The sequence below is a fragment of the Burkholderia thailandensis E264 genome, assembly GCF_000012365.1.
In the GTDB taxonomy this organism is placed as follows: domain Bacteria; phylum Pseudomonadota; class Gammaproteobacteria; order Burkholderiales; family Burkholderiaceae; genus Burkholderia; species Burkholderia thailandensis.
Window position 1 is genome coordinate 1,948,009 of the sequence record NC_007651.1, and the last position, 21,653, is coordinate 1,969,661.

Annotated in this window: 16 protein-coding genes, 3 tRNA genes and 3 pseudogenes; 14 read left to right on the plus strand and 8 right to left on the minus strand. The window is 66.9% G+C overall.

Going from position 1 to position 21,653, the window contains the following annotated elements; genetic code table 11:
• Positions 1-108 precede the first annotated feature (108 nt).
• The 6 genes and pseudogenes from uvrC to BTH_RS31690 form a co-directional block, all read left to right on the plus strand.
• Positions 109-2,331: an excinuclease ABC subunit UvrC gene (gene uvrC, locus BTH_RS21070; protein WP_009890027.1), complete on the plus strand. Its 2,223-nt coding sequence runs from the start codon at positions 109-111 to the stop codon at positions 2,329-2,331.
• 126 nt (positions 2,332-2,457) lie between these two features.
• Positions 2,458-3,051, plus strand: a complete 594-nt coding sequence (pgsA, locus tag BTH_RS21075; protein ID WP_006025821.1) for a CDP-diacylglycerol--glycerol-3-phosphate 3-phosphatidyltransferase — start codon at positions 2,458-2,460, stop codon at positions 3,049-3,051.
• 171 nt (positions 3,052-3,222) lie between these two features.
• Positions 3,223-3,298: transfer RNA gene (locus tag BTH_RS21080), tRNA-Gly, on the plus strand.
• A gap of 60 nt (positions 3,299-3,358) precedes the next feature.
• Positions 3,359-3,434 (plus strand) — tRNA-Gly (locus BTH_RS21085).
• A gap of 113 nt (positions 3,435-3,547) precedes the next feature.
• A tRNA-Cys gene (locus tag BTH_RS21090) sits at positions 3,548-3,621 on the plus strand.
• A 637-nt stretch (positions 3,622-4,258) separates the two neighbouring features.
• Positions 4,259-4,405: pseudogene (locus BTH_RS31690) on the plus strand (phospholipase effector Tle1 domain-containing protein); the annotation flags it as partial.
• Between the two features lie 45 nt (positions 4,406-4,450).
• Here the strand turns inward: BTH_RS31690 and BTH_RS21095 are convergent.
• Positions 4,451-5,104, minus strand: a pseudogene (locus tag BTH_RS21095) (IS256 family transposase); the annotation flags it as partial.
• Here BTH_RS21095 and BTH_RS35910 point away from each other — a divergent pair.
• Positions 5,080-5,340: pseudogene (locus BTH_RS35910) on the plus strand (DUF2235 domain-containing protein); the annotation flags it as partial. The pseudogenes BTH_RS21095 and BTH_RS35910 sit on opposite strands and share 25 nt — an antisense overlap.
• Before the next feature lie 286 nt (positions 5,341-5,626).
• Here the strand turns inward: BTH_RS35910 and BTH_RS21105 are convergent.
• Positions 5,627-6,139 (minus strand): GAF domain-containing protein, encoded by a 513-nt coding sequence (locus BTH_RS21105; RefSeq protein WP_009890031.1) that lies wholly within the window; start codon positions 6,137-6,139, stop codon positions 5,627-5,629.
• 164 nt (positions 6,140-6,303) lie between these two features.
• Complete coding sequence (locus BTH_RS21110; RefSeq protein WP_009890032.1) at positions 6,304-7,215, minus strand: LysR family transcriptional regulator; 912 nt, start codon at positions 7,213-7,215, stop codon at positions 6,304-6,306.
• Positions 7,216-7,341: 126 nt separating this feature from the next.
• On the opposite strand from BTH_RS21110, the gene BTH_RS21115 reads away from it, so the two are divergent.
• Positions 7,342-8,208, plus strand: a complete 867-nt coding sequence (locus BTH_RS21115; RefSeq protein ID WP_009890033.1) for a pirin family protein — start codon at positions 7,342-7,344, stop codon at positions 8,206-8,208.
• A gap of 176 nt (positions 8,209-8,384) precedes the next feature.
• The gene (locus BTH_RS21120) at positions 8,385-8,888 is read left to right on the plus strand and encodes a GNAT family N-acetyltransferase (protein ID WP_009890034.1); all 504 of its coding nucleotides are present in this window, start codon (positions 8,385-8,387) and stop codon (positions 8,886-8,888) included.
• Positions 8,889-8,971: 83 nt separating this feature from the next.
• Here BTH_RS21120 and BTH_RS21125 read toward each other — a convergent pair whose 3' ends face one another.
• The 3 genes from BTH_RS21125 to BTH_RS21135 are packed head-to-tail and all read right to left on the minus strand — an operon-like array spanning position 8,972 to position 10,984.
• Positions 8,972-9,844, minus strand: coding sequence for a cytochrome c oxidase assembly protein (locus tag BTH_RS21125; RefSeq protein WP_009890035.1), 873 nt, complete (start codon positions 9,842-9,844; stop codon positions 8,972-8,974).
• Between the two features lie 10 nt (positions 9,845-9,854).
• Positions 9,855-10,301, minus strand: coding sequence for a copper chaperone PCu(A)C (locus BTH_RS21130; RefSeq protein ID WP_009890036.1), 447 nt, complete (start codon positions 10,299-10,301; stop codon positions 9,855-9,857).
• A gap of 26 nt (positions 10,302-10,327) precedes the next feature.
• A complete protein-coding gene (locus BTH_RS21135) occupies positions 10,328-10,984 on the minus strand; it encodes an SCO family protein (protein WP_009890037.1) in 657 nt (218 codons plus the stop codon).
• A gap of 347 nt (positions 10,985-11,331) precedes the next feature.
• On the opposite strand from BTH_RS21135, the gene otsB reads away from it, so the two are divergent.
• The 3 genes from otsB to BTH_RS21150 all read left to right on the plus strand — a co-directional run bounded on the left by otsB (position 11,332) and on the right by BTH_RS21150 (position 15,064).
• Positions 11,332-12,141 carry a trehalose-phosphatase gene (otsB, locus tag BTH_RS21140; RefSeq protein WP_009890038.1) on the plus strand — a complete coding sequence of 270 codons (810 nt, stop codon included), beginning with the start codon at positions 11,332-11,334 and terminating at the stop codon, positions 12,139-12,141.
• Complete coding sequence (otsA, locus tag BTH_RS21145; RefSeq protein WP_009890039.1) at positions 12,138-13,514, plus strand: alpha,alpha-trehalose-phosphate synthase (UDP-forming); 1,377 nt, start codon at positions 12,138-12,140, stop codon at positions 13,512-13,514. Before otsB ends, otsA begins: the two co-directional genes overlap by 4 nt.
• A 344-nt stretch (positions 13,515-13,858) precedes the next feature.
• The gene (locus BTH_RS21150) at positions 13,859-15,064 is read left to right on the plus strand and encodes an IS110-like element ISBma3 family transposase (protein ID WP_009892020.1); all 1,206 of its coding nucleotides are present in this window, start codon (positions 13,859-13,861) and stop codon (positions 15,062-15,064) included.
• 338 nt (positions 15,065-15,402) lie between these two features.
• Here BTH_RS21150 and BTH_RS21155 read toward each other — a convergent pair whose 3' ends face one another.
• Positions 15,403-16,608 (minus strand): IS110-like element ISBma3 family transposase, encoded by a 1,206-nt coding sequence (locus tag BTH_RS21155; protein WP_009892020.1) that lies wholly within the window; start codon positions 16,606-16,608, stop codon positions 15,403-15,405.
• 300 nt (positions 16,609-16,908) lie between these two features.
• Positions 16,909-18,774 (minus strand): ABC transporter ATP-binding protein, encoded by a 1,866-nt coding sequence (locus BTH_RS21160; RefSeq protein WP_009890040.1) that lies wholly within the window; start codon positions 18,772-18,774, stop codon positions 16,909-16,911.
• Positions 18,775-19,332: 558 nt separating this feature from the next.
• Between BTH_RS21160 and BTH_RS21165 the strand changes: the two genes are divergently transcribed.
• Complete coding sequence (locus BTH_RS21165) at positions 19,333-20,397, plus strand: glycosyltransferase family 4 protein (RefSeq protein WP_009890041.1); 1,065 nt, start codon at positions 19,333-19,335, stop codon at positions 20,395-20,397.
• 259 nt (positions 20,398-20,656) lie between these two features.
• Positions 20,657-21,640 (plus strand): hypothetical protein, encoded by a 984-nt coding sequence (locus BTH_RS21170; RefSeq protein WP_009908953.1) that lies wholly within the window; start codon positions 20,657-20,659, stop codon positions 21,638-21,640.
• The last annotated feature ends 13 nt before the right edge of the window (positions 21,641-21,653 follow it).

The following is a 21,653-nucleotide window of genomic DNA, read 5'->3' on the forward strand; positions in this document are numbered from 1 at the left end:
GGCGCGGACGCGCGGCGGCGGCCGGGCCGCGTTCGCGCGCGGCGAATGCTCTACACTGGCGATTCTAAATGACCTTGTTCGCGCGCGCCCCTCGCACCCGCATTGAGCATGACATCCCCCGACGCATCCGAATCCCGTTTCGAACCCAAGCCGATCCTCGCCCAACTGCCGCACCTGCCCGGCGTCTACCGATATTACGACGCGCAGGAAGCGGTGCTGTACGTCGGCAAGGCGCGCGACCTGAAAAAGCGCGTGTCGAGCTACTTCACGAAGACGCAGCTGTCGCCGCGCATCGCGATGATGGTCACGCGCATCGCGCGCATCGAGACCACGGTCACGCGCTCGGAGGCCGAGGCGCTGCTGCTCGAGAACAACCTGATCAAGGCGCTCGCGCCGCGCTACAACATCCTGTTTCGCGACGACAAGTCGTATCCGTACCTGAAGCTCACGGGCCATCGGTTTCCGCGGATGGCGTACTACCGGGGCGCGGTCGACAAGAAGAACCAGTACTTCGGGCCGTTTCCGAGCGCATGGGCGGTGCGCGAGAGCATCCAGATCCTGCAGCGCGTGTTTCAGTTGCGCACCTGCGAGGACTCGGTGTTCAGCAACCGCACGCGTCCGTGCCTGCTGCACCAGATCGGCCGCTGCTCGGCGCCGTGCGTCGGCGCGATCGGCGAGGAGGATTACGCGCGCGACGTCGACAACGCGTCGCGCTTCCTGCTCGGCCGGCAGGGCGAGGTGATGGGCGAGCTCGAGCGGAAGATGCATGCGTTCGCGGCCGAGCTGAAGTTCGAGCAGGCGGCGGCCGTGCGCAACCAGATGAGCTCGCTTGCGAAGGTGCTGCATCAGCAGGCGATCGACGTCGGCGGCGACAGCGACGTCGACATCCTCGCCGTCGTCGCGCAGGGCGGCCGGGTGTGCGTGAATCTCGCGATGGTGCGCGGCGGCCGGCATCTCGGCGACAAGGCGTATTTCCCGACGCATGTCGAGACCGCGCTCGCCCTCGCGGGCGGCGTCGACGCGCACGCCGGCGAAGGGGCGGGCGACGACGCGCGGGACGCGGCGGAATCGCCCGCGCAAGCGCGGCTTGCGGGCGATGCGGCGGCAAATGGGGTGGCAAATGCGGCGGCCGCGGCGCGCGCGGACGATCGCTCGGCGCAGCCCACGCGCGCGCGGGCCGAAGGCGATGTCGAGCGAAGCGCGGACGCGAGCGCCGGCGCGCGGGGCGAGGCCGATGCGCGCGAAGCCGCCGCGCCGTCTGAGCCCGACAGCGTTACCGCCGCATCGCAGGACGCGGACGCCGACGCCGCGCCGCTCGAAACCGAAGTGCTCGAAGCGTTCATCGCGCAGCACTATCTCGGCAACCGCGTGCCGCCGATTCTCGTCGTGAGCCACGCGATCGCGAATCGCGAGCTGATCGATCTGCTCGTCGAACAGGCGGGGCACAAGGTCGCGCTCGTGCGGCAGCCGCAGGGCCAGAAGCGCGCGTGGCTCGCGATGGCCGAGCAGAACGCGCGCCTCGCGCTCGCGCGGCTGTTGTCCGAGCAGGGATCGCAGCAGGCGCGCGCTCGCTCGCTCGCCGACGTGCTCGGCTACGAGAGCGACGATCTCGCGCAGCTGCGCATCGAGTGCTTCGACATCAGCCATACGATGGGCGAGGCGACGCAGGCGTCGTGCGTCGTCTATCACCATCACAAGATGCAGTCGTCCGAGTACCGCCGCTACAACATCGCGGGAATCACGCCCGGCGACGACTACGCGGCGATGCGCCAGGTGCTCACGCGTCGCTACGAGAAGATGGTCGAGGAGGCGGCCGCCGAGGCGTCGGCCGACGAAGCGGCCGGCATCGACGGCAACGCGGTGCATGCGGCCGCGTCGGCCGGCCGGCTGCCGAACATCGTGCTGATCGACGGCGGCCGGGGCCAGGTCGAGATCGCGCGCCAGGTGTTTTCCGAGCTTGGGCTGGATATCTCGATGCTCGTCGGCGTCGCGAAGGGCGAGGGGCGCAAGGTCGGGCTCGAGACGCTGATCTTCGCCGACGGCCGCGCGCCGCTCGAGTTGGGCAAGGAGAGCGCCGCGCTGATGCTCGTCGCGCAGATCCGCGACGAGGCGCACCGTTTCGCGATCACCGGGATGCGTGCGAAGCGGGCGAAGACGAGGCAGACGTCGCGGCTCGAGGAGCTCGAAGGCGTCGGCGCGAAGCGGCGGCAGCGGCTGCTCGCGCGTTTCGGCGGCTTGCGCGGCGTCGTTGCCGCGAGCGTCGACGAACTCGCGAGCGTCGAGGGCATCTCCCGCGCGCTCGCCGAGCAGATCTATCGGCAACTCCACTGAGCGCCGCTCCTTCGCCGCCCGGCCCTTCGCGGGCAAGCCGGGCGGCGCGGTCCGGGCCGCCCGGCTTGCTTGTGGCGGCGCGGGCGACGCGGCACAATGGCAAATCCTTCAACCGTGTCGCGTGCCATGCCGTTCAATTTCCCGATTTTCCTGACGTGGGTGCGAATCGTGCTGATTCCGCTCGTCGTCGGCGTGTTTTACCTGCCGGACACGATGCTGAGCGCCGACCATCGCAATTTGGCGGCGGCCGTGATCTTCATTCTTGCCGCGCTGACCGATTGGTTCGACGGCTATCTCGCGCGGAAATGGAACCAGACGTCGGCGTTCGGCGCGTTTCTCGATCCGGTCGCCGACAAGCTGATGGTGACGGCGGCGCTGCTGATGCTCGTGCAGCTCGCGCGTATCGACGCGGCGATCGCGCTCGTGATCGTCGGCCGCGAAATCGCGATCTCGGCGCTGCGCGAATGGATGGCGCAGATCGGCGCGTCGAAGAGCGTCGCGGTGAATTCGCTGGGCAAGTTCAAGACCGCGTGCCAGATGGTCGCGATTCCGATGCTGCTCTTCTATGGTCGTCTGCCGTTCGGCGGCGGCGTCGCGATCGACACGCGCGTGTGGGGCGAGTGGCTGATCTATCTCGCGGCCGTGCTGACGATCTGGTCGATGCTTTACTACATGAAGCTCGCGTGGCCGCAGATTCGCGAGCGTGGCGGCGCGGCGTGAGCGCGCCGCCGAATGCACGGCGAAACGCGAGCGGGATCGCGCGCCGATGAGGGCGATGACGCGGTCGAAGAAAAAGGGCGCGAAAAACGCTTGACACACAAATCGAGTTTCACCATAATCTCGTTTCTCCACTGCACGACGTCTGACGCAGTGCGGTGGATGAGGCAAAACGCGGGAGTAGCTCAGTTGGTAGAGCGCAACCTTGCCAAGGTTGAGGTCGCGAGTTCGAGACTCGTCTCCCGCTCCAGGTTTTAAAGCAGCGTTTTGTTTGACGTGTTGTTCGGCAAAACCTGCAGTGCAGGACGATGCGGGAGTAGCTCAGTTGGTAGAGCGCAACCTTGCCAAGGTTGAGGTCGCGAGTTCGAGACTCGTCTCCCGCTCCAGAACAAGGGGAAGCCGGGCTTCCCTTTTTGTTTGATGTGCCCTTCGGGCTTCGAACGAAATCTGTCGATCGTTGCAAGCCGGCTGGTTTCGCGATATTCGGCAGTCCGCTTACGGCGCGATAGCAAAGCGGTTATGCAGCGGCCTGCAAAGCCGTGTAGGCCGGTTCGACTCCGGCTCGCGCCTCCAAGTTATAAAAGATAAAGCCCTGATTCGTCAGGGCTTTTCTTTTTTCTGCTTCGCTTTCATCCTTGTAGGAAAGTCGCCTGGAGTGGTACAGAGTCGCCTCTAACCATTCAAGAAACACGCGTAACCACGCCTAAGTCGGCTCTTTGGCCGTATAGGCGAGTTCGCTCAGCACATAGCGACCAAGCGATTACGCTTCTCCGGAACGTGGGAATACACCATCCGAGGTTCGAAGCTCCTCCCAAAGCCACTTTCCCTGACGTTCTAATCCTAAGAAGAGGGTGACGCATATGTCGCTCGTCTTGATCAACTGCTCGATGCCGGTATTGTGCCGACGGCAGTCACCGAGCGACGCGAAGCGATCGCTCCAGCGTTCGAGGCATCGCCCGAAGGCGCGGCATTATTGAAACCGCTGCTGCCGGTCGCGATCGATCGACCCCAAGCATAATCAGGGCATTTACCCACAAGGAAGCACAAGATGACCTTTTCCACATTCCGGCGTATGGCTTTCGCGGCGGGCTTTGCTGTCGTCGCGCTGACCGCTTGCGCCGGTTCTAGTTTCTTGCCCGACGATCCTCTTGAGGGGCGCGGGCCTGCGCTTGGCATGGTGCCGATTAATCATACTGACCGGTATGCGGTGAACAACTGCGAGGAAGTCGTATATCCGGGCGTGCATTCCGATGTCGGCGGTGGTTACGGGCCGGAGGAGCAGGGGCGCGAGCAGGACTTGTCGTTGATCCCGCTACGACACATGTATGCAGAAGCTTTGCGGGCCGGCGTGCCATTGCAAGGACGTGTCAGGAATTTCGTGTGCTGAGGCCGGTTAAAGGTCTCAGTTGATGGCGGAGGTGAATCGCTCGCCGAACAGAATGGCGAACTGATTAACTGCTTGCCGCCAAGTGATAGGCGGCATCTTCCAATCCTTTTCGATGTTGCGCAAGGCCAGATACAGCAGTTTGCTGGCGGCTTCGTCGCTCGGGAAGTGGCCGCGGTTCTTGACGATCTTGCGCAACTGCATGTGCATGCTCTCGATAGCGTTTGTCGTATATACGATTCGACGCACCTCCGGCGGATAGGCAAAGAAGGGAATCACCTGTTCCCATTGGCGCTGCCACATGGCCGCGACGGTAGGGAATTTGCGGCCCCACTCGCTCTGCGCAAAGGCGTCGAGCGCCGCTGCCGCCGCCTCGGCCGTGGCGGCCTGGTAGATCGGCTTGATCGCGGCAGCCAGCGGCTTGCGATCCTTCCAGCTCGCCAGATTCAGCGAATTGCGGATCAGATGCACGATGCAGGTCTGGATTTGGGCGGCCGGATAGACCGCCTCGATCGCTTCGGGGAAGCCGCGCAACCCATCGACCACCGCGATCAGGATGTCGTGCAAGCCGCGGTTCTTCAGCTCGTTGAAGACCTTCAGCCAGAACTTGGCGCCTTCGGTTTGCTCGATCCACAAACCCAGTACTTCCTTGCGGCCGTCGGCGCGGATGCCCGCCGACACCGCGTGAGTTGACCCCATACGAAAAAATGATCCTGTCGGCGTGGGACGAGCAGGCACCGCCTTTGCTGGTCGTCGATCAACTGCTGGCGGAATACGTTCACGATTCGGTTGCGGCATTCACGTCGTGGCCCTGCGCGCTATGGGATCAGCGGGGGATCTGGTGTGACCAGAGGCGCTATCTCGCGGAGAATGCCCCGATGAATGCGGGGGATTTGGCGGTGGCGTAGGCTCTTGCCAATGTCAGGGCCATTACGGCTCGGGTGGTTTTCCCGAAGAGGACCCGTGGACTTCAGCGTGAGTTGTGCGTCGATGTCTGGGCGAGCGGAGGGCAACCAGAGCCGCTTTGCAATTGAACTGCGATCCGGTCAGGGCCAAATTCGCTAAAGCCCGCTCACGGTGCTTCACAGAATTGCAGCCTCAGCGCTGGTGCAGGAATACGATCGAGCGAACGTGGCCGCGCCCGCGCCCGCGCCCGCGCTTGTGCGCGGGCGGCCGGCATCGCCGGATGCCGATTTACTCGCCGCGCCGCGTCGCGTTCTCCCACGCAACCTCGACGAACACTCGGCACAGCGCCTCCATTCCTGTCGCATCCTCCGCGTCGAAGCGGCCGATCAGCGGGCTGTCGACATCCCATACGCCGATCAACGCGCCGTCGCGCGCGATGAGCGGCACGACGATTTCCGATCGCGACGCCGAATCGCAGGCGATGTGGCCGGCGAACGCGTGCACGTCGTGCACGACCTGCGTGCCGCGCGTCTGCGCGGCAGTGCCGCACACGCCCTTGCCAAGCGGGATGCGCACGCATGCGGGCTTGCCCTGGAACGGCCCGACGACGAGCTCGCGGCCGTCGAAGAAATAGAAGCCGGCCCAGTTGAGGCCATCGAGCGAGTGATAGACGAGCGATGCGAAATTCGCAGCGTTGGCGACGATGTCGGTTTCCGTCTCGACGAGCGCGCGCGCCTGCGCGGCGAGCGTTTCGTAGAGCGCGGGCTTCGACGATGGAAGGGCTTCGGAGAGCGCGAACATGAGCGATTGACGTGAGGGTTGAGCGGCGGCCGCGAGCGGCCATGGCTCGGGCAGTCTACGGGAATTCGCCGCCGCGCGGGGCGTGAGCGCGCGCGGCGACCAGGATGCGAGCGGGCGTTGGATCGCGTTCGAACGTCTGATCGATCGGCTGCCGGAGCGTTCGTCTAATCCGGCTCGAGCGCGGCGAAACGCTGCGCGAGAAAGTCGAGCAGCGCGCGCACCGAAGGCAGCAGCCCGCGGCGCGACGCGAACACCGCATGCACGATCTCGCGTCGCGGGGCCCAGCCGGGCAGCAGTTGCCGCAGCTCGCCGCGCGCGATCGGCTCGCGAACCATCATCGTCGGCAACTGAACGACGCCGACCCCCGCGACGGCCGCCGCGCGCAGCGCGAGCATCCCGCGCGTGACGAGCCGGGGCCGATGATGGATCGCCGCATGCGCGCCGTCGGGCCCGTACAGGTTCCAGACGTGTTCGTCCTGAGGCAGGCCGAGCGCGAGGCTCGGCAGCGCGGCGAGATCGGCGGGCACGCGCGGCACGCCGGCGCCGGCGCGCGCGAGAAGCCGCGGGCTCGCAACGAGGCATTGTCCGCGCTCGCCGAGCACGCGCAGCACGAGCTCGCTGTCTTCGAGCGGCGGCGGCCGAACGCGCAGCGCGACGTCGATTCCTTCGCCGACGACGTCGACGCGGCGGTTCGTTTCCTCCAGATGGATCTCGACGAGCGGGCATTCGGCCATGAACGCCGCGATCATGTCGCCGACGAGCGCATCGAGGAGCGCGACGGGGCAGGTCATCCGGACGATGCCGCGAGGCTCCGCGCGCATCAGCGCGACCGCTTCGTCGGCCGCGTCCGCCTCGACGAGCATCGCGCGGCAATGCGCGCAATAGGTCTGGCCGACATCCGTGACTGCGAAGCGTCGCGTCGAGCGCTGGATGAGGCGCATGCCGATCCGCTCCTCGAGGAGCGCGACCCGCCGGCTCAGCTTCGACTTCGGCATGTTCAGCGCGCGCCCGGCGGCCGCGAAGCCGCCGTGGTCGACCACTTGCACGAAGTAATAGAGATCGTTCAGGTCCCGCATGATCGATCGTTCTCCAGATGGAACGCTGAGTACGAATTGTGCAGTCTACCGAAAGTATCGTTCTGATTTTATCTTCTATCCATCGATCGAAGCGATCGCTTCGGCCATCAACGAAAGGAGAGGAACATGAAGCAAATCGTCGGCGTGTACAGCGCGCCTCGTTCGCACTGGGTTGGCGACGGCTTCCCGGTGCGGTCCTTGTTCAGCTATGACAGCCACGGCGCACATCTGAGCCCGTTCCTGCTGCTCGATTACGCCGGCCCGGCGCGCTTCGAGCCGACCGCGCGGCGGCGCGGCGTCGGCCAGCATCCGCATCGCGGCTTCGAGACCGTGACGATCGTCTATCAGGGCGAGGTCGATCACCGCGACTCGACGGGCGCGGGCGGCCATATCGGCCCGGGCGACGTCCAGTGGATGACGGCGGCGGGCGGCATCCTGCACGAGGAGTTTCATTCGGCGCAGTTCGCGCGCGACGGCGGCACGCTCGAGATGGTGCAGCTCTGGGTGAATCTGCCCGCGAAAGACAAGATGTCCGAGCCCGGCTATCAGACGCTGCTGAACGACAGCATCCCGTCGGTCGAACTGCCCGACGGCGCGGGCCGCGTGCGGGTGATCGCGGGCGAGTTCGACGGCCGCCGCGGGCCGGCGCGCACGCATACGCCGCTCGACGTGTGGGACGTGCGCGTCGCGCAGGGCGGGCGCGTGCGGCTGCGCGCCGACGCGGGCCGCACGCTCGCGCTCGTCGTGCTGCGCGGCACGGTGCTCGTGAACGGCGAAGAGGTCGTGCGCGAAGCGCAACTCGTGCAGTTCGCACGGGACGGCAGCGACGTCGACATCGAGGCGAACAACGATGCGACGCTGCTGTGGCTGAGCGGCGAGCCGATCGACGAGCCGATCGTCGGCTACGGGCCGTTCGTGATGAACAGCGACGAGGAGATTCGCCAGGCGATCGACGATTTCAACGGCGGCCGCTTCGGCAAGATGAGCGCTTGACGAAAGCCCCGCGACGAGCGGGGCTTTTCCCATGCGCCATTTGCGCGGCGCCGCGCGCGGACGCGAATGCGCGCATTCGGCGCGGGAGCCTGTATTCGCGTTCCCGAGTCCGCTCAAGGCATAATCGGCCATTGCGTGCATCGCAACGACATTGCTTTTCACTCGGAATCTCGATCATGTCCACCCCCACGGCAGCCGCTTCGTCCATTACCGCCGCCGCGCCTTCGGCATCGCTCGAATGGCGCTGGAAACCGTTCGGCGCGCTGACGCCGAGCGAGATCTACGCGATTCTCGCGGCGCGCAGCGACGTGTTCGTCGTCGAGCAGCACTGCGTGTATCGCGACATCGATCATGCCGATCTCGATGCGTGGCATCTCGGCGCGTACGACGCGCAGGGCCGTCTCGCGTGCTACCTGCGCGTGCTGCTGCCCGACGCGTCGGAGCCGGACATCCGGATCGGCCGAGTGCTGACGACGCAGCCGTTTCGCGGAATGGGCCTCGGCAACGCGATGCTCTCGGCCGCGCTCGAGCGCATTCGCGCGCAGTGGCCGGACACACCGATCAGCCTGCACGTGCAGGCGCATTTGCAGAACTTCTACGGCGCGTTCGGTTTCGCGCCGAGTTCGGACGTGCACGACGAGGACGGCATTGCGCACGTGTGGATGCGCTCGCCCGCGTAAGCGGCGAGGCGCCGAACCCGCCGCGGATTGCGCCCGCGAATCGCACGGGGCCCGCGCGTGACGTGGCGAGCCGGTGGTGAGCGTCAGTGCGACGCGCGGGCCGCCTGCCTGCGCGCGAGCTCGGCGCGCGCCGCGCGCTCGTCCGACAGGCGGCCGCGCGCGGACAGCCGCATCCAGTGTCGCAGCGCGATCAGCGCGCCGATCACGCTCATCATCGAGCCGGGAATCCACAGCAGCAGCCCGCCGATCTGCTGGTCGCGCAGCGGGCTCAGCCACGTGAACGCGCGCCCGCAGATCGAATAGATCGGATAGAGCTCGTGCGGCGTGAAGAAGATCAGCGCGCCGAGCGCGATCTGCGGCGGAATCGCCGCGACGACCATCAGGATGCGGCGCCCCGGCGCGAGCCGGGCGGGCGGCGCGGGCCGAGGATCGACGACGAGCCACCAGAACAGCAGCCCGTCGATCACCATGCTCCAGTTCATCACGCGATAGAGCCGCCAGTCGAGCATCGCGACGAAGTGGATCGGCGACAGCAGCCAGAAATAGATCAGGCCGACGAACAGCACGACCGCGACGACCGGATTGAACAGCACGTCGAGCGTCGCGCGCACGAACGGCTGCGCGAGCGCGGGGCGCACGAAGCGCTGCCGCCACGCGAACGGGATGCCGGCGCGGATCGCCGCGCCCGGATACGACAACGCGATGAAGAACGGCCCGAGATGATGCAGCACCAGGTGCTGCGCGCGGTGCATGAAGAACTCGTGCTCGAAGAAGTAGTCGAGCCGCGTGTGCAGCGCGACGTACAGCGCGACGAGTCCGAACCAGAACGCGACGCGCCGCGACGCCGACACCTTCGCCTTGCGCGCGCCGCGCGCGAACAGCACGCCGGCCACGAGTACCGCGATCACGACGGTGGGCGACGGCTCCCACGGCTCGAGCCAGTACAGCAGGTTCATCGCGCGGGACTTACTGGGCGGTCGCGGGAGACTTCACGGCGAACGGCGCGTCGAGCTTTTCGCCGTCGGAGAACTGCATCCGCAGGTGCACGGTGTCGCCCGGCTTGATCGCGCGCTTCGGCTCTTCGAGCATGAAGTGATAGCCGCCCGGCGCGATGTCGACCTTGCCGCGCGCGGGGATCGTCAGCTTGTCGACCATCACCATCTTCTGCGTCGAGCCGTTCGACACGGTCTGGTGCAGCATCGTCATTCCGTACTCGGGACTGTCGACCTCGACGAGATCGATCGGCTTGTCGCTCGCGTTGACGAGCGTGACGTAGCCGGCGGCGGGCAATTTGTTCGGCAGCCAGCGCACCCATGCGTTCTGCGCGCTGATCGAAGCGGCGTCGGCCGCGTGGGCGTTCAGGCTGAGCGAGAGGGCGGCGAGCGCGGCGAGGAGTGTCGGTTTGAGCGTCATCGGCTTGGCGGTAAGTGGGTTCCGGTTCAGGAACGGTTGACGATGATCCGGCGCAGATCGGCGGCGATCGCGTCGGGGGAATCCTGGTCGGTCGCGAGCAGGCGCGCGCGGCCTTGCGCATCGAACACATAGACGGCCGAGCTGTGCGTGACTTCGTAGCTGCCGTTCGGATCGCGCTTTTCCATCTGATACGCGACGCGGTAGCGCTTCGCGAGCGACTCGATTTGCCGCTCGCTGCCCGTCAGCCCGTACGCGTGCTCTGCGTCGAACGCGCCGACGTAGTCGCGCATCGCGGCGGGCGTGTCGCGCGCCGGGTCGACCGACACGAACAGGATGCGCACGTTGTCGCGCACGTCCGGGCCGAGCAGCGCGAGCACCCGCATCAGGCGCGCCATCGTCTCCGGGCACACGTCCGGGCAATGCGTGTAGCCGAAGTAGACGAGCGCGGCGCGGCCGCGGAACGCGGACGCGTCGATCGGCTTGCCGTCCTCGCCCGTGAGCGAGAACGTCAGGTCGGGCAGGTGGCCCGTTACGTTCGTCAGGCGCCACGGCTCGCCGCGCGGCGTGCAGCCGGCGAGCACGACCGCCGCCGCGCAGGCGGCGACGCGCAAAAAGCGCGTGCGGCGGGCGCAAGCCGGCGATGATGCGGCCGGCGCGCGCGCCGCGGAAAAAGGAAACGGCATCGGCGAATTCAGTTCGAAACGGTTCGAAGAGCAATCGTGCGCGACGGCCCCGCGCGGTATCGGGTGCCGCGATCACGGTGCGCGGCGCCGGCTGCGATCGGGGACGCATCGAGCGTGCCGCGTCGCGGCGCACCGGCCCGGCCACACTCCGGCGCCGAGGCGGATCGGCGTCGGGCCGCGTCGCGCCATATCGGTTAGCGGTTGCGACTGTAGCGCAATTTGATCCGGATCGTCTTTTCGAAACGCGCGCGGCACGCGGAACCGGGGCAAAATGTCGCAGCGACGCGGGATGCCGGCCGCGCGCCGCAGGCCCGCGCTTTTGTTCATCGTGTACGAGGCGCGGTAAGATGCGCACATTCGCCCGGCGGGCGCGCCCGCCAGCGGCCATTCTCTTCAGCGAATCGATGCCATCCATCCCGCTTTCCCTTCCTCTCGCTCGCGCCGCGTTCTTCTTCGACTTCGACGGCACGCTCGTCGACCTCGCGCCGACACCCGACGCGATTCAGGTGCCGCCCGACGTGCCCGCGCTCGTCGACGATCTGCGGCGGCTGTCGCACGGCGCGGTCGCGATCGTCTCGGGGCGCGGCATCGACAGCATCGACGCGTATCTGAACCTGCCCGATCTGCCGGTGGCGGGCCTGCACGGCGCCGAGCGGCGCGACGCGAACGGCGACACGCAGCGCATCGGCTTCGACGATCCGCGCCTGTTGCGCATCGAGCGCGAGCTCGCGGCGGTCGTCGACCGGCATCCGGGCATGCTGCTCGAGATCAAGGGCGCGGCGCTCGCGCTGCACTTTCGCAATGCGCCCGAGCGCGAAGGCGTGGCGCGCGCGGCGGCCGAGCGGCTCGTCGCCGACTATCCGGACGCGTACGTGCTGCAGCCGGGCAAGATGGTGTTCGAGATCAAGCCGAAGGGCGTCGACAAGGGGCGCGCGGTCGCCGCGTTCCTGAACGAGCCGCCGTTCGCCGGGCGCATGCCCGTCTTCGCCGGTGACGATCTGACCGACGAGCAGGGCTTCGCCGTCGTCAACGCGAGCGGCGGGCTGTCGATCAAAGTCGGCGCGGGCGATACGGCGGCGCATGTGCGCGTCGATTCGGTCGCCGCGTTCCGCGAGCAGCTCGCGCGCTGGATCGACGCGGGGCGCGCGCTCGCATGAGCCGTCTCATCATCGTCTCGAATCGGGTCGCGCCGATTTCGGAAGGGGAGCCCGCCGCGGGCGGTCTCGCGATCGGTGTCTACGACGCGCTGAAGGAAACGGGCGGCACGTGGTTCGGCTGGAGCGGCGAGGTTGTCGCGTCGGGCGCGCCGCAGATTCGCGTCGAGGAGCACGGCCCCGTCACGTTCGCGACGATCGGGCTGTCGCGCCGCGATTACGATCAGTACTACCGAGGCTTCTCGAACGCGACGCTGTGGCCGGCGTTCCATTACCGCGCGGACCTGATTCAGTTCGATCGCCACGAGTTCGAGGGCTATTCGCGCGTGAACGTGTGGCTCGCGCGGCAGCTCGTGCCGCTGTTGCGCGACGACGACGTGATCTGGGTGCACGACTATCACCTGATTCCGTTCGCGCAGGCGCTGCGCGCGGCCGGCGTGAAGAACCGGATCGGCTTCTTCCTGCACATTCCGTTTCCGGCCGCGCAGGTGCTCGTCAACGTGCCGCCGCATCGGGAGCTTGTCGAGGCGCTGTGCTCGTTCGATCTGCTCGGCTTCCAGACCGACACCGATCTGCGCGCGTTCTTCGAATACGTCGAATGCGAGGCGGGCGGCGCGGTCGACCGCGCCGCGCACCCGGCGCGCGTCGAGGCGTTCGGGCGCACGCTGCGCGCGGCCGCGTATCCGATCGGCGTCTATCCGGACGAGATCGCCGCGCTCGCGAAGGCGGGCGAGAACGGCCGCGCGGTGAAGGCGCTCGCGGCGTCGCTGCGCGGGCGGCAGCTCGTGATGAGCGTCGACCGGCTCGATTACTCGAAGGGGCTCGTCGAGCGCTTTCGCGCGTTCGAGAAGCTGCTCGAGCACGAGACGTCGTTTCGCAATCACGTGTCGTTCCTGCAGATCGCGCCGTCGACGCGCGCCGACCTGCGCGCGTACCAGGACATCCGCCGTCAGCTCGAAGGCGAGTCGGGGCGCATCAATGGGCGCTTCGCGGAGCTCGACTGGGCGCCGATCCTCTACATCCATCGGCAGTACGAGCGGCCGGTGCTGGCCGCGCTGTACCGGCTCGCGCGTGTCGGCTACGTGACGCCGCTGCGCGACGGGATGAATCTCGTCGCGAAGGAGTATGTGTCCGCGCAGGACCCGGACGATCCCGGCGTGCTGGTGCTGTCGCGCTTCGCGGGCGCGGCGTGCGAGCTTACGGGCGCGCTGATCGTCAATCCGATCGACATCGCCGGGATGGCCGACGCGTTGTCGCGCGCGCTGTCGATGCCGCTCGCCGAGCGGCGCGCGCGTCACGCCGACATGCTCGCGCGGCTGCGCGAGAACAACGTGTCGGTGTGGCGCGACAACTTCTTGCGGGATCTCGGGCGATAGCGCGCGGCGGCGGGCGAGGGCTGCCTGCTCTCGCCGCTCCGGGGCGGCGCGATCGCGCGGGCGTGAGGGGCGATGGTTCGGACGTCCGCACGCCGCATCCGGCGAGCGCCGCGCCCCGTTACTATCTTCCCGCCCCGATAATTGGGGCTTTGGCCAGCCAGGCTCGGCATGATTCTCGCCCCCAGTCGCAGTCATGATCCGGGGGGTGTTGTCACCGGGCCTGGTGGGTGGCTGGTGATCGCTGATAGGGGTTTGGCCGGGATATCCCGACGCCGTCCGTAACGTGGATGCCGAGACTTGCCACCGTTGTTGCAGGCCAATCCGTTCACTCTGCACAAACTGCGATGCAAGACACACAACAACGTGATGCCGTCGATGTCTTCGTCGGCGTCGATGTCGGTAAAGGCCAGCATCACGCCGTCGCACTCGATCGGAACGGCAAGCGTCTGTACAACAAGGCGCTACCCAACGACGAGGCCAAGCTGCGCGCCCTCATCGCCGAACTCAAGACTCACGGTCGACTCCTGTTCGTCGTCGACCAACCTTCCACCATCGGCGCGCTGCCGGTGGCCGTAGCCCGTGCTGAAGGCGTACTCGTCGCCTATCTGCCGGGACTGGCCATGCGCCGCATCGCCGATCTGCATGCAGGTGAAGCCAAGACCGATGCCCGCGATGCCGCGATCATTGCCGAAGCCGCCCGCTCGATGCCACATACGCTGCGCTCACTTCGATTGGCTGACGAGCAACTCGCCGAGCTCACCATGCTGTGCGGCTTCGACGATGATCTCGCCGCCCAGGTCACTCAAACCAGCAACCGCATTCGCGGCCTGCTTACTCAAATCCATCCGGCGCTCGAGCGCGTTCTCGGACCCCGCCTCGACCATCCGGCAGTGCTCGATCTGCTTGAGCGCTACCCGTCGCCCGCCGCGCTTGCCTCAACCAGCGAGAAGACGCTTGCTAACCGCCTGACCAAGCTCGCGCCCCGCATGGGCAAAAGCTTGGCGGCCGAGATCGTTCAGGCTCTGAGCGAACAAGCCGTGATCGTGCCCGGCACGCAAGCTGCCACCATCGTCATGCCTCGTTTGGCCCAGCAGCTTGCGGCCTTGCGTAAGCAGCGCGACGAGGTCGCGGCCGAAGTTGAGCAACTGGTGCTTGCTCACCCTCTTTGGCCGGTCCTGACCAGCATGCCGGGAGTCGGCGTCAGGACCGCCGCCAGACTCCTGACCGAAGTCGCCCATAAGGCCTTCGCTTCGGCTGCACACTTGGCGGCCTACGCTGGCCTTGCCCCGGTCACCCGGCGCTCAGGCTCGTCTATCCGAGGCGAACATCCATCCAGACGCGGCAACAAGGTGCTAAAGCGCGCCTTGTTCCTATCCGCCTTCGCTGCCTTACGAGACCCAGTCTCACGGGCCTATTACTCCCGCAAGATCCAGCAAGGCAAGCGCCACAACCAAGCCCTCATCGCACTGGCACGGCGACGCTGCGACGTCCTGTTCGCCATGCTGCGTGACGGCACCATTTACCAACCCAAGTCAGCCCCTACCGCTTGACGAAACACATAGGGGCACCCCCCGGATGACGAATGCGGGCTTGAGCGAAAAGACCGACCGTGATCCGCCCCCCACGAAGCTGGACGGCTAAAGGCCAGGCGCCGAAGGGCTGCGTTCCGCGATCGGCCATGCGGACGGCGGGCCGCGATCCGTCGGCGTATCACCGGTCGGCCAATTCCGCGACGCTTCGCCGGCCGGATCGGGCCGAGCGCCTCCTTCCGATGTCGGATGCCCCTGAACGACTGGTCGTCGAAGCCCGTCGCTGTACTTCGTCATGCAACACACCCCAAAAGTCGGACTGAAACATCCAGCTTTGGGGGGTGCCCCTATGTGTTTCGTCAAGCGGTAGGGGCTGACTTGGGTTGGTAAATGGTGCCGTCACGCAGCATGGCGAACAGGACGTCGCAGCGTCGCCGTGCCAGTGCGATGAGGGCTTGGTTGTGGCGCTTGCCTTGCTGGATCTTGCGGGAGTAATAGGCCCGTGAGACTGGGTCTCGTAAGGCAGCGAAGGCGGATAGGAACAAGGCGCGCTTTAGCACCTTGTTGCCGCGTCTGGATGGATGTTCGCCTCGGATAGACGAGCCTGAGCGCCGGGTGACCGGGGCAAGGCCAGCGTAGGCCGCCAAGTGTGCAGCCGAAGCGAAGGCCTTATGGGCGACTTCGGTCAGGAGTCTGGCGGCGGTCCTGACGCCGACTCCCGGCATGCTGGTCAGGACCGGCCAAAGAGGGTGAGCAAGCACCAGTTGCTCAACTTCGGCCGCGACCTCGTCGCGCTGCTTACGCAAGGCCGCAAGCTGCTGGGCCAAACGAGGCATGACGATGGTGGCAGCTTGCGTGCCGGGCACGATCACGGCTTGTTCGCTCAGAGCCTGAACGATCTCGGCCGCCAAGCTTTTGCCCATGCGGGGCGCGAGCTTGGTCAGGCGGTTAGCAAGCGTCTTCTCGCTGGTTGAGGCAAGCGCGGCGGGCGACGGGTAGCGCTCAAGCAGATCGAGCACTGCCGGATGGTCGAGGCGGGGTCCGAGAACGCGCTCGAGCGCCGGATGGATTTGAGTAAGCAGGCCGCGAATGCGGTTGCTGGTTTGAGTGACCTGGGCGGCGAGATCATCGTCGAAGCCGCACAGCATGGTGAGCTCGGCGAGTTGCTCGTCAGCCAATCGAAGTGAGCGCAGCGTATGTGGCATCGAGCGGGCGGCTTCGGCAATGATCGCGGCATCGCGGGCATCGGTCTTGGCTTCACCTGCATGCAGATCGGCGATGCGGCGCATGGCCAGTCCCGGCAGATAGGCGACGAGTACGCCTTCAGCACGGGCTACGGCCACCGGCAGCGCGCCGATGGTGGAAGGTTGGTCGACGACGAACAGGAGTCGACCGTGAGTCTTGAGTTCGGCGATGAGGGCGCGCAGCTTGGCCTCGTCGTTGGGTAGCGCCTTGTTGTACAGACGCTTGCCGTTCCGATCGAGTGCGACGGCGTGATGCTGGCCTTTACCGACATCGACGCCGACGAAGACATCGACGGCATCACGTTGTTGTGTGTCTTGCATCGCAGTTTGTGCAGAGTGAACGGATTGGCCTGCAACAACGGTGGCAAGTCTCGGCATCCACGTTACGGACGGCGTCGGGATATCCCGGCCAAACCCCTATCAGCGATCACCAGCCACCCACCAGGCCCGGTGACAACACCCCCCGGATCATGACTGCGACTGGGGGCGAGAATCATGCCGAGCCTGGCTGGCCAAAGCCCCAATTATCGGGGCGGGAAGATAGTAACGGGGGGCGGAATTTTCGGAGCGCAGTTCCGGCCGGGCCTTTTCGTTCTTCCCTTTTTCGTTGACGGCGCGGCGCTACGCGACGCGTTCGTCGTCCGACGCCGACGCATCGTCGTCGCCGTTACCGTCGCCCTCCGCGGGCGCCGGCGCGGCCAGGTGCCGGCCGTGCTGTTTCGCGAGCAGGTCGCGGTAGAGGCCCGGGCGCTCGCGCAGCACGTCGGGGCTGCCGTCGTCGATCACCTTGCCCGCGCTCATCACGATGATCCGGTCGAAGTTGCGCAGCGTCGACAGCCGGTGCGCGATCGCGATCACCGTGCGGCCCGTCATCAGCCGGTCGAGGGCGGCCTGGATCGCTTCTTCGGACGCGCTGTCGAGCGCCGACGTCGCCTCGTCGAGCAGCAGGATCGGCGCGTCCTTCAGGATCGCGCGCGCGATCGCGATCCGCTGCCGCTGGCCGCCCGACAGCTTCACGCCGCGATCGCCGACGATCGTCTCGAAGCCCTCCGGCATCGCCTCGATGAACTCGGTGCAGCGCGCATCGCGCGCGGCGGCGAGCACTTCCTCGTGCGTCGCGTCGGGGCGCCCGTACGCGATGTTCTCGTAGATCGACCGGTGGAAGAGGGAGATGTCCTGCGGCACGAGCGCGATCGACTGGCGCAGGCTCTCCTGCGTGATCGAGCCGAGGTCCTGGCCGTCGACCCGGATCGCGCCCTGCTGGATCTCGTAGAAGCGCTGCAGCAGCGCGAGCACGGTCGACTTGCCCGCCCCCGACTTGCCGATCAGGCCGACGCGCTGGCCGGGCTCGATGTGCAGATCGAAGTGGTCGAGGATCGGCCGGCGGTGCGGATACGCGAACGTCACGCGCTCGAAGTCGACGCGGCCGCCGCGCGGCGCGAGCGCGATCGCGTCCGAGCGGTCGGGCATCCCGTGCGGCTCGAGGAGCGTCTTCACCGCCTCGGCGAGCCGCGCGACGTGCTGCGTGACGTCGACGAGCGCGACGGCGAGGTCGCGCGTGCCGTGCAGGATCGTGAAGCCGAGCGAGCTCACGAGGACGATGTCGCCCGACGTCGCGCGCCCCTGCTCCCAGAGCCACAGCGCCCAGCCGAGCAGGCCCGCCGACAGCATCGCGGTGATCACCGCGTGCAAGAGGCGCAGCTTCTCAAGATAGAGCAGGCTCTGCTGGCGCGCGTCCATCTCGGCCTTCACAGTCGCGGAAAAGCGCTTCTGCTCGCGCAGCGTCATCCCGAACGCGCGCACGAGCCCCATGTTGCCGATCACGTCGACGAGCTCGCCGTCGACGGCCGCCGCCTTCGCCGCGAAGCGGTGGTGGCGCACCGAGCCGCGCTTGGCGAGCTTGAACAGCACGATCGCGAGCACGCCCGAGCACGACAGGAGGCCGAGCGCCATCAGCGGATTGACGACGATGATCATCAGGATCGCGCCCATCACCGCGATGCACGGCGGCAGCACGTTCCACGCCATCGTGTTCTCCGACGTGTAGATCGCGTTCGACGTCGCGGTGATCCGGCTCGCAAGCGTGCCCGGCTGCTTCTCCGCGTAGTAAGTCTGCGAATGCCCGCTCAAATATTGGAACAGATCGCGGCGCAGATCGCCCGTCACCGCGACGAACGTATGCGCGGCGACCCAGCCGCCGACGCGCCACAGCAGGTTGTCCGCGGCGATCAGGCCGACGAGGAGCGCGAACGCGCCCCAGAGCGCGCCCGGATGGTGGCGGCCGGCCGCGAGCACGTCGATCAGGTGCTTGATCGCGTATTGCGAGCCGAGCGCGCAGCCGACCGCCGCGAGCACGCTGGCGAGCACGACGACGTGCGCGACCGGGTGCATCCGGATATAGCGGAACAGGAACGCGAGCGGCCGGTTGGCGTAGCTCGCGAGCTTCGCGTTGTGGGCGTTGCGCTGGGCAGGGGTGAGAGCTTCCAAAATCAGTGCGTGTGGTGAAACGAGGGTTGAACGCCGCGTCCGAACGTCGCGCCGAGAAGCAGGCGAAAGCCGGCATTGTAATCAAGCCGGTGCGTCGCGCTGCGCCCGAGTTGCGTTACGCCGGGGTATGCGACTCATTTTGGGATAAAATTTTGCGTCTTGTGGCGCGTTCCTCTCGTCGACGGACGAAAAACGCCGCGCGCACGGCCGGTTGCCGCATGGAGCGGAGCGGACGCAACTACTCTAGAACGGTCTTCACGTCGGAAGATTGGCAAAGTGTTGCGTCTTTGTAACAACGTAAAGACTTTGAAATGTTGTGCGCCGCACCGTCCGCGACCCCCGATAATCGACTCCGGGTTTGTCCTAGGTCCTTTACTGGAACCTGTCAACGGAATTCCCGCTGAAACGTTAACTGCCCGTGCGGCGCGGCCTGCCAGGCAACGCAGCTTCAGTGTCGCGAGCCGGCTCGCCCGACGTCCAACCGACGTCGCCGCGGCGTTCGGCAGGCGGGCGATCGACCCGCTGTTTTACTTTTTGCCGATTTTTTAGGAGTTACACATGCGAATCGCTCAAATCGCTCCGTTGCACGAAGCGGTTCCCCCGAAACTGTACGGCGGTACCGAACGGGTGGTGTCCTATCTGACCGAGGCGCTCGTCGAGATGGGACATGACGTCACGCTCTTCGCGAGCGGCGATTCGCAGACCTCCGCGAAGCTCGAGGCCGTGTGGCCGCAGGCGCTGCGCCTCGATCCGACGATCCGCGACGTGATGGCGCCGCACATGCTGCTGCTCGAGGAAGTGCGCCGCCGCGCGGACGAGTTCGACGTGCTGCACTTCCACATCGACTACTACCCGTTCCCGCTGTTCTCGCGCCAGCCGGTGCCGCATCTGACGACGCTGCACGGCCGCCTCGACCTGCCGGAACTGCAGCCGATCTTCAACACGTTCAGCGACGTGCCCGTCGTGTCGATCTCCGACAACCAGCGCATTCCGCTGTCGCAGGCGAACTGGCTGCAGACGACCTACCACGGCCTGCCCGAGAACCTGCTCAAGCCGATCCCGGACGTGAAGCCGAGCTACCTCGCGTTTCTCGGCCGCATCTCGCCGGAAAAGCGCGTCGACACCGCGATCCGCATCGCCGAGCAGGCCGGCATGCCGATCAAGATCGCCGCGAAGCTCGACAAGGCCGATCGCGCGTACTACGAAGAGAAGATCAAGCCGCTCTTCTCGCTGCCGCACGTCGAGTACATCGGCGAGATCAGCGAAGCCGAGAAGGCCGAATTCCTCGGCAACGCGCACGCGCTGCTGTTCCCGATCGACTGGCCGGAGCCGTTCGGCCTCGTGATGATCGAGGCGATGGCGTGCGGCACGCCGGTCATCGCGTTCAAGCGCGGCTCGGTGCCTGAGGTGATCGAGAACGGCGTGTCGGGCTTCGTGGTCGAGGACGAACTGTCCGCCGTCGCCGCCGTCAAGCGCCTGAACACGCTGCCGCGCGAGCGGGTGCGCGCCGCGTTCGACGCGCGTTTCACGTCGAAGGTGATGGCGCGGAACTATGTGAAGGGCTACGAGGAGCTGCTGCGCCAGAAGCGCCGCACGGTGCTGCGCGAAGTCAACGCCGGCTGACGCGGCGCTTTCGAGCGCTGCACGTTCGAGCGATGCCCCGCCCGGGTCGACCTGGCGGGGCATTTTGCATTCGGCGGCGGGCGCGCCGGCCGCCGGTGCGCGCCCCGCGCGATCTGTTGTATTCGCGCCGCGCCGTCGTGTCCGGAAACGATGCAATCCGGCGATTTGCGGCGCTTGGACATCAGCCGGCCGAGTAATGTCCCTATAATGGCCGTGCCGCAAAATCAGGCCCCGGCAAGGCCGTCAAGAGGAGAGAGTTTTGGCGAGAACGAAACCCACGCGCGCGAACCCGGCTCCCGGCTCGGGCGTCATTTTCGCGTTGCGAGCCGTCGGTCTCGTGCTGCTCGCCCGCTGGCTCTTCTCGATGTCGCTGATGGGCTATCGGGCGTCGCTGTCGGCGATGGCGTCGTCGCCGTGGGCGTGCATCAACCTCGTCCTCATCTTCCTGCTGCTCGTCTTGCCCGGCGCGCAGGCGCGCGCCGAGCGCCCCCTCCATCCGCTTCCGCAGTGGCTGCGCCAGGCGCTGCGCTTCTTCGCGCTGCTCGGCTTTCTGTTCGCCGTATGGTCGGTCGGCGTGTTCGCATGGGTCGCCGGCTGGCGCCGCGCGCTGCACGCGCTGACGGTCAGCAACGGCTGGCTGCTCGCGGCCCCCGCGCTCTATGCGGCCGTCGTCTGGGTGTGCCGGCCGCGTGCGCTTTGGCGCACCAATGTCGCCGCGCGCCGCTACGCGATCGGCCGCTACGCGATCTCGCTCGATGTGCTGACGCGCACCGTCGTCGTCTGGATGGAGAGCCGCAAAGTCGGGCAATACGATGCGCGCGAGTTGTCCGTGCGCTGGCCGAAAGGGGCTGCGCCGCAAGCCTTGGCGGCCGCCGATGCGGGCGCGCCGGCGGCAGACGCGCCGGGTGTCGCTGCGCCGGGCGTCGTCATGCCGGACGTCGCCGCGCAGGATGCCGGAGCGCAACCGGATATGGCCGCGCCACCCGCTGGGCAACCGGATGCCGCCACATCGGCCGGATCGGTCACGTCGGCCGGATCGCATGCATCGGCGAAACAGCCGGCATCCGCGCGTCCCGCCCCGCGCAACGGCGGTTGGTTCGCGAGGCCGAAGATCGAACTGCTGTGGGATTCGCCGGCCGCGGTCGGCCATAACCGCCAGATCGTGATGCGCGCGCCGCTCGCGACGGAAGGGGACCGCGTCGCGGCGCGCGCGCTCGACGCGTCGCTCAGGCAGATCGCGTGACGCCGGCGGGCCG

Bases quoted from the DNA above. Each gene is read 5' to 3' on its own strand.
- uvrC (WP_009890027.1), top strand. From the start codon at position 109: ATGACATCCCCCGACGCATCCGAATCCCGTTTCGAACCCAAGCCGATC.
- pgsA (WP_006025821.1), top strand. From the start codon at position 2,458: ATGCCGTTCAATTTCCCGATTTTCCTGACGTGGGTGCGAATCGTGCTG.
- BTH_RS21105 (WP_009890031.1), bottom strand. From the start codon at position 6,139: ATGTTCGCGCTCTCCGAAGCCCTTCCATCGTCGAAGCCCGCGCTCTAC.
- BTH_RS21110 (WP_009890032.1), bottom strand. From the start codon at position 7,215: ATGCGGGACCTGAACGATCTCTATTACTTCGTGCAAGTGGTCGACCAC.
- BTH_RS21115 (WP_009890033.1), top strand. From the start codon at position 7,342: ATGAAGCAAATCGTCGGCGTGTACAGCGCGCCTCGTTCGCACTGGGTT.
- BTH_RS21120 (WP_009890034.1), top strand. From the start codon at position 8,385: ATGTCCACCCCCACGGCAGCCGCTTCGTCCATTACCGCCGCCGCGCCT.
- BTH_RS21125 (WP_009890035.1), bottom strand. From the start codon at position 9,844: ATGAACCTGCTGTACTGGCTCGAGCCGTGGGAGCCGTCGCCCACCGTC.
- BTH_RS21130 (WP_009890036.1), bottom strand. From the start codon at position 10,301: ATGACGCTCAAACCGACACTCCTCGCCGCGCTCGCCGCCCTCTCGCTC.
- BTH_RS21135 (WP_009890037.1), bottom strand. From the start codon at position 10,984: ATGCCGTTTCCTTTTTCCGCGGCGCGCGCGCCGGCCGCATCATCGCCG.
- otsB (WP_009890038.1), top strand. From the start codon at position 11,332: ATGCGCACATTCGCCCGGCGGGCGCGCCCGCCAGCGGCCATTCTCTTC.
- otsA (WP_009890039.1), top strand. From the start codon at position 12,138: ATGAGCCGTCTCATCATCGTCTCGAATCGGGTCGCGCCGATTTCGGAA.
- BTH_RS21150 (WP_009892020.1), top strand. From the start codon at position 13,859: ATGCAAGACACACAACAACGTGATGCCGTCGATGTCTTCGTCGGCGTC.
- BTH_RS21155 (WP_009892020.1), bottom strand. From the start codon at position 16,608: ATGCAAGACACACAACAACGTGATGCCGTCGATGTCTTCGTCGGCGTC.
- BTH_RS21165 (WP_009890041.1), top strand. From the start codon at position 19,333: ATGCGAATCGCTCAAATCGCTCCGTTGCACGAAGCGGTTCCCCCGAAA.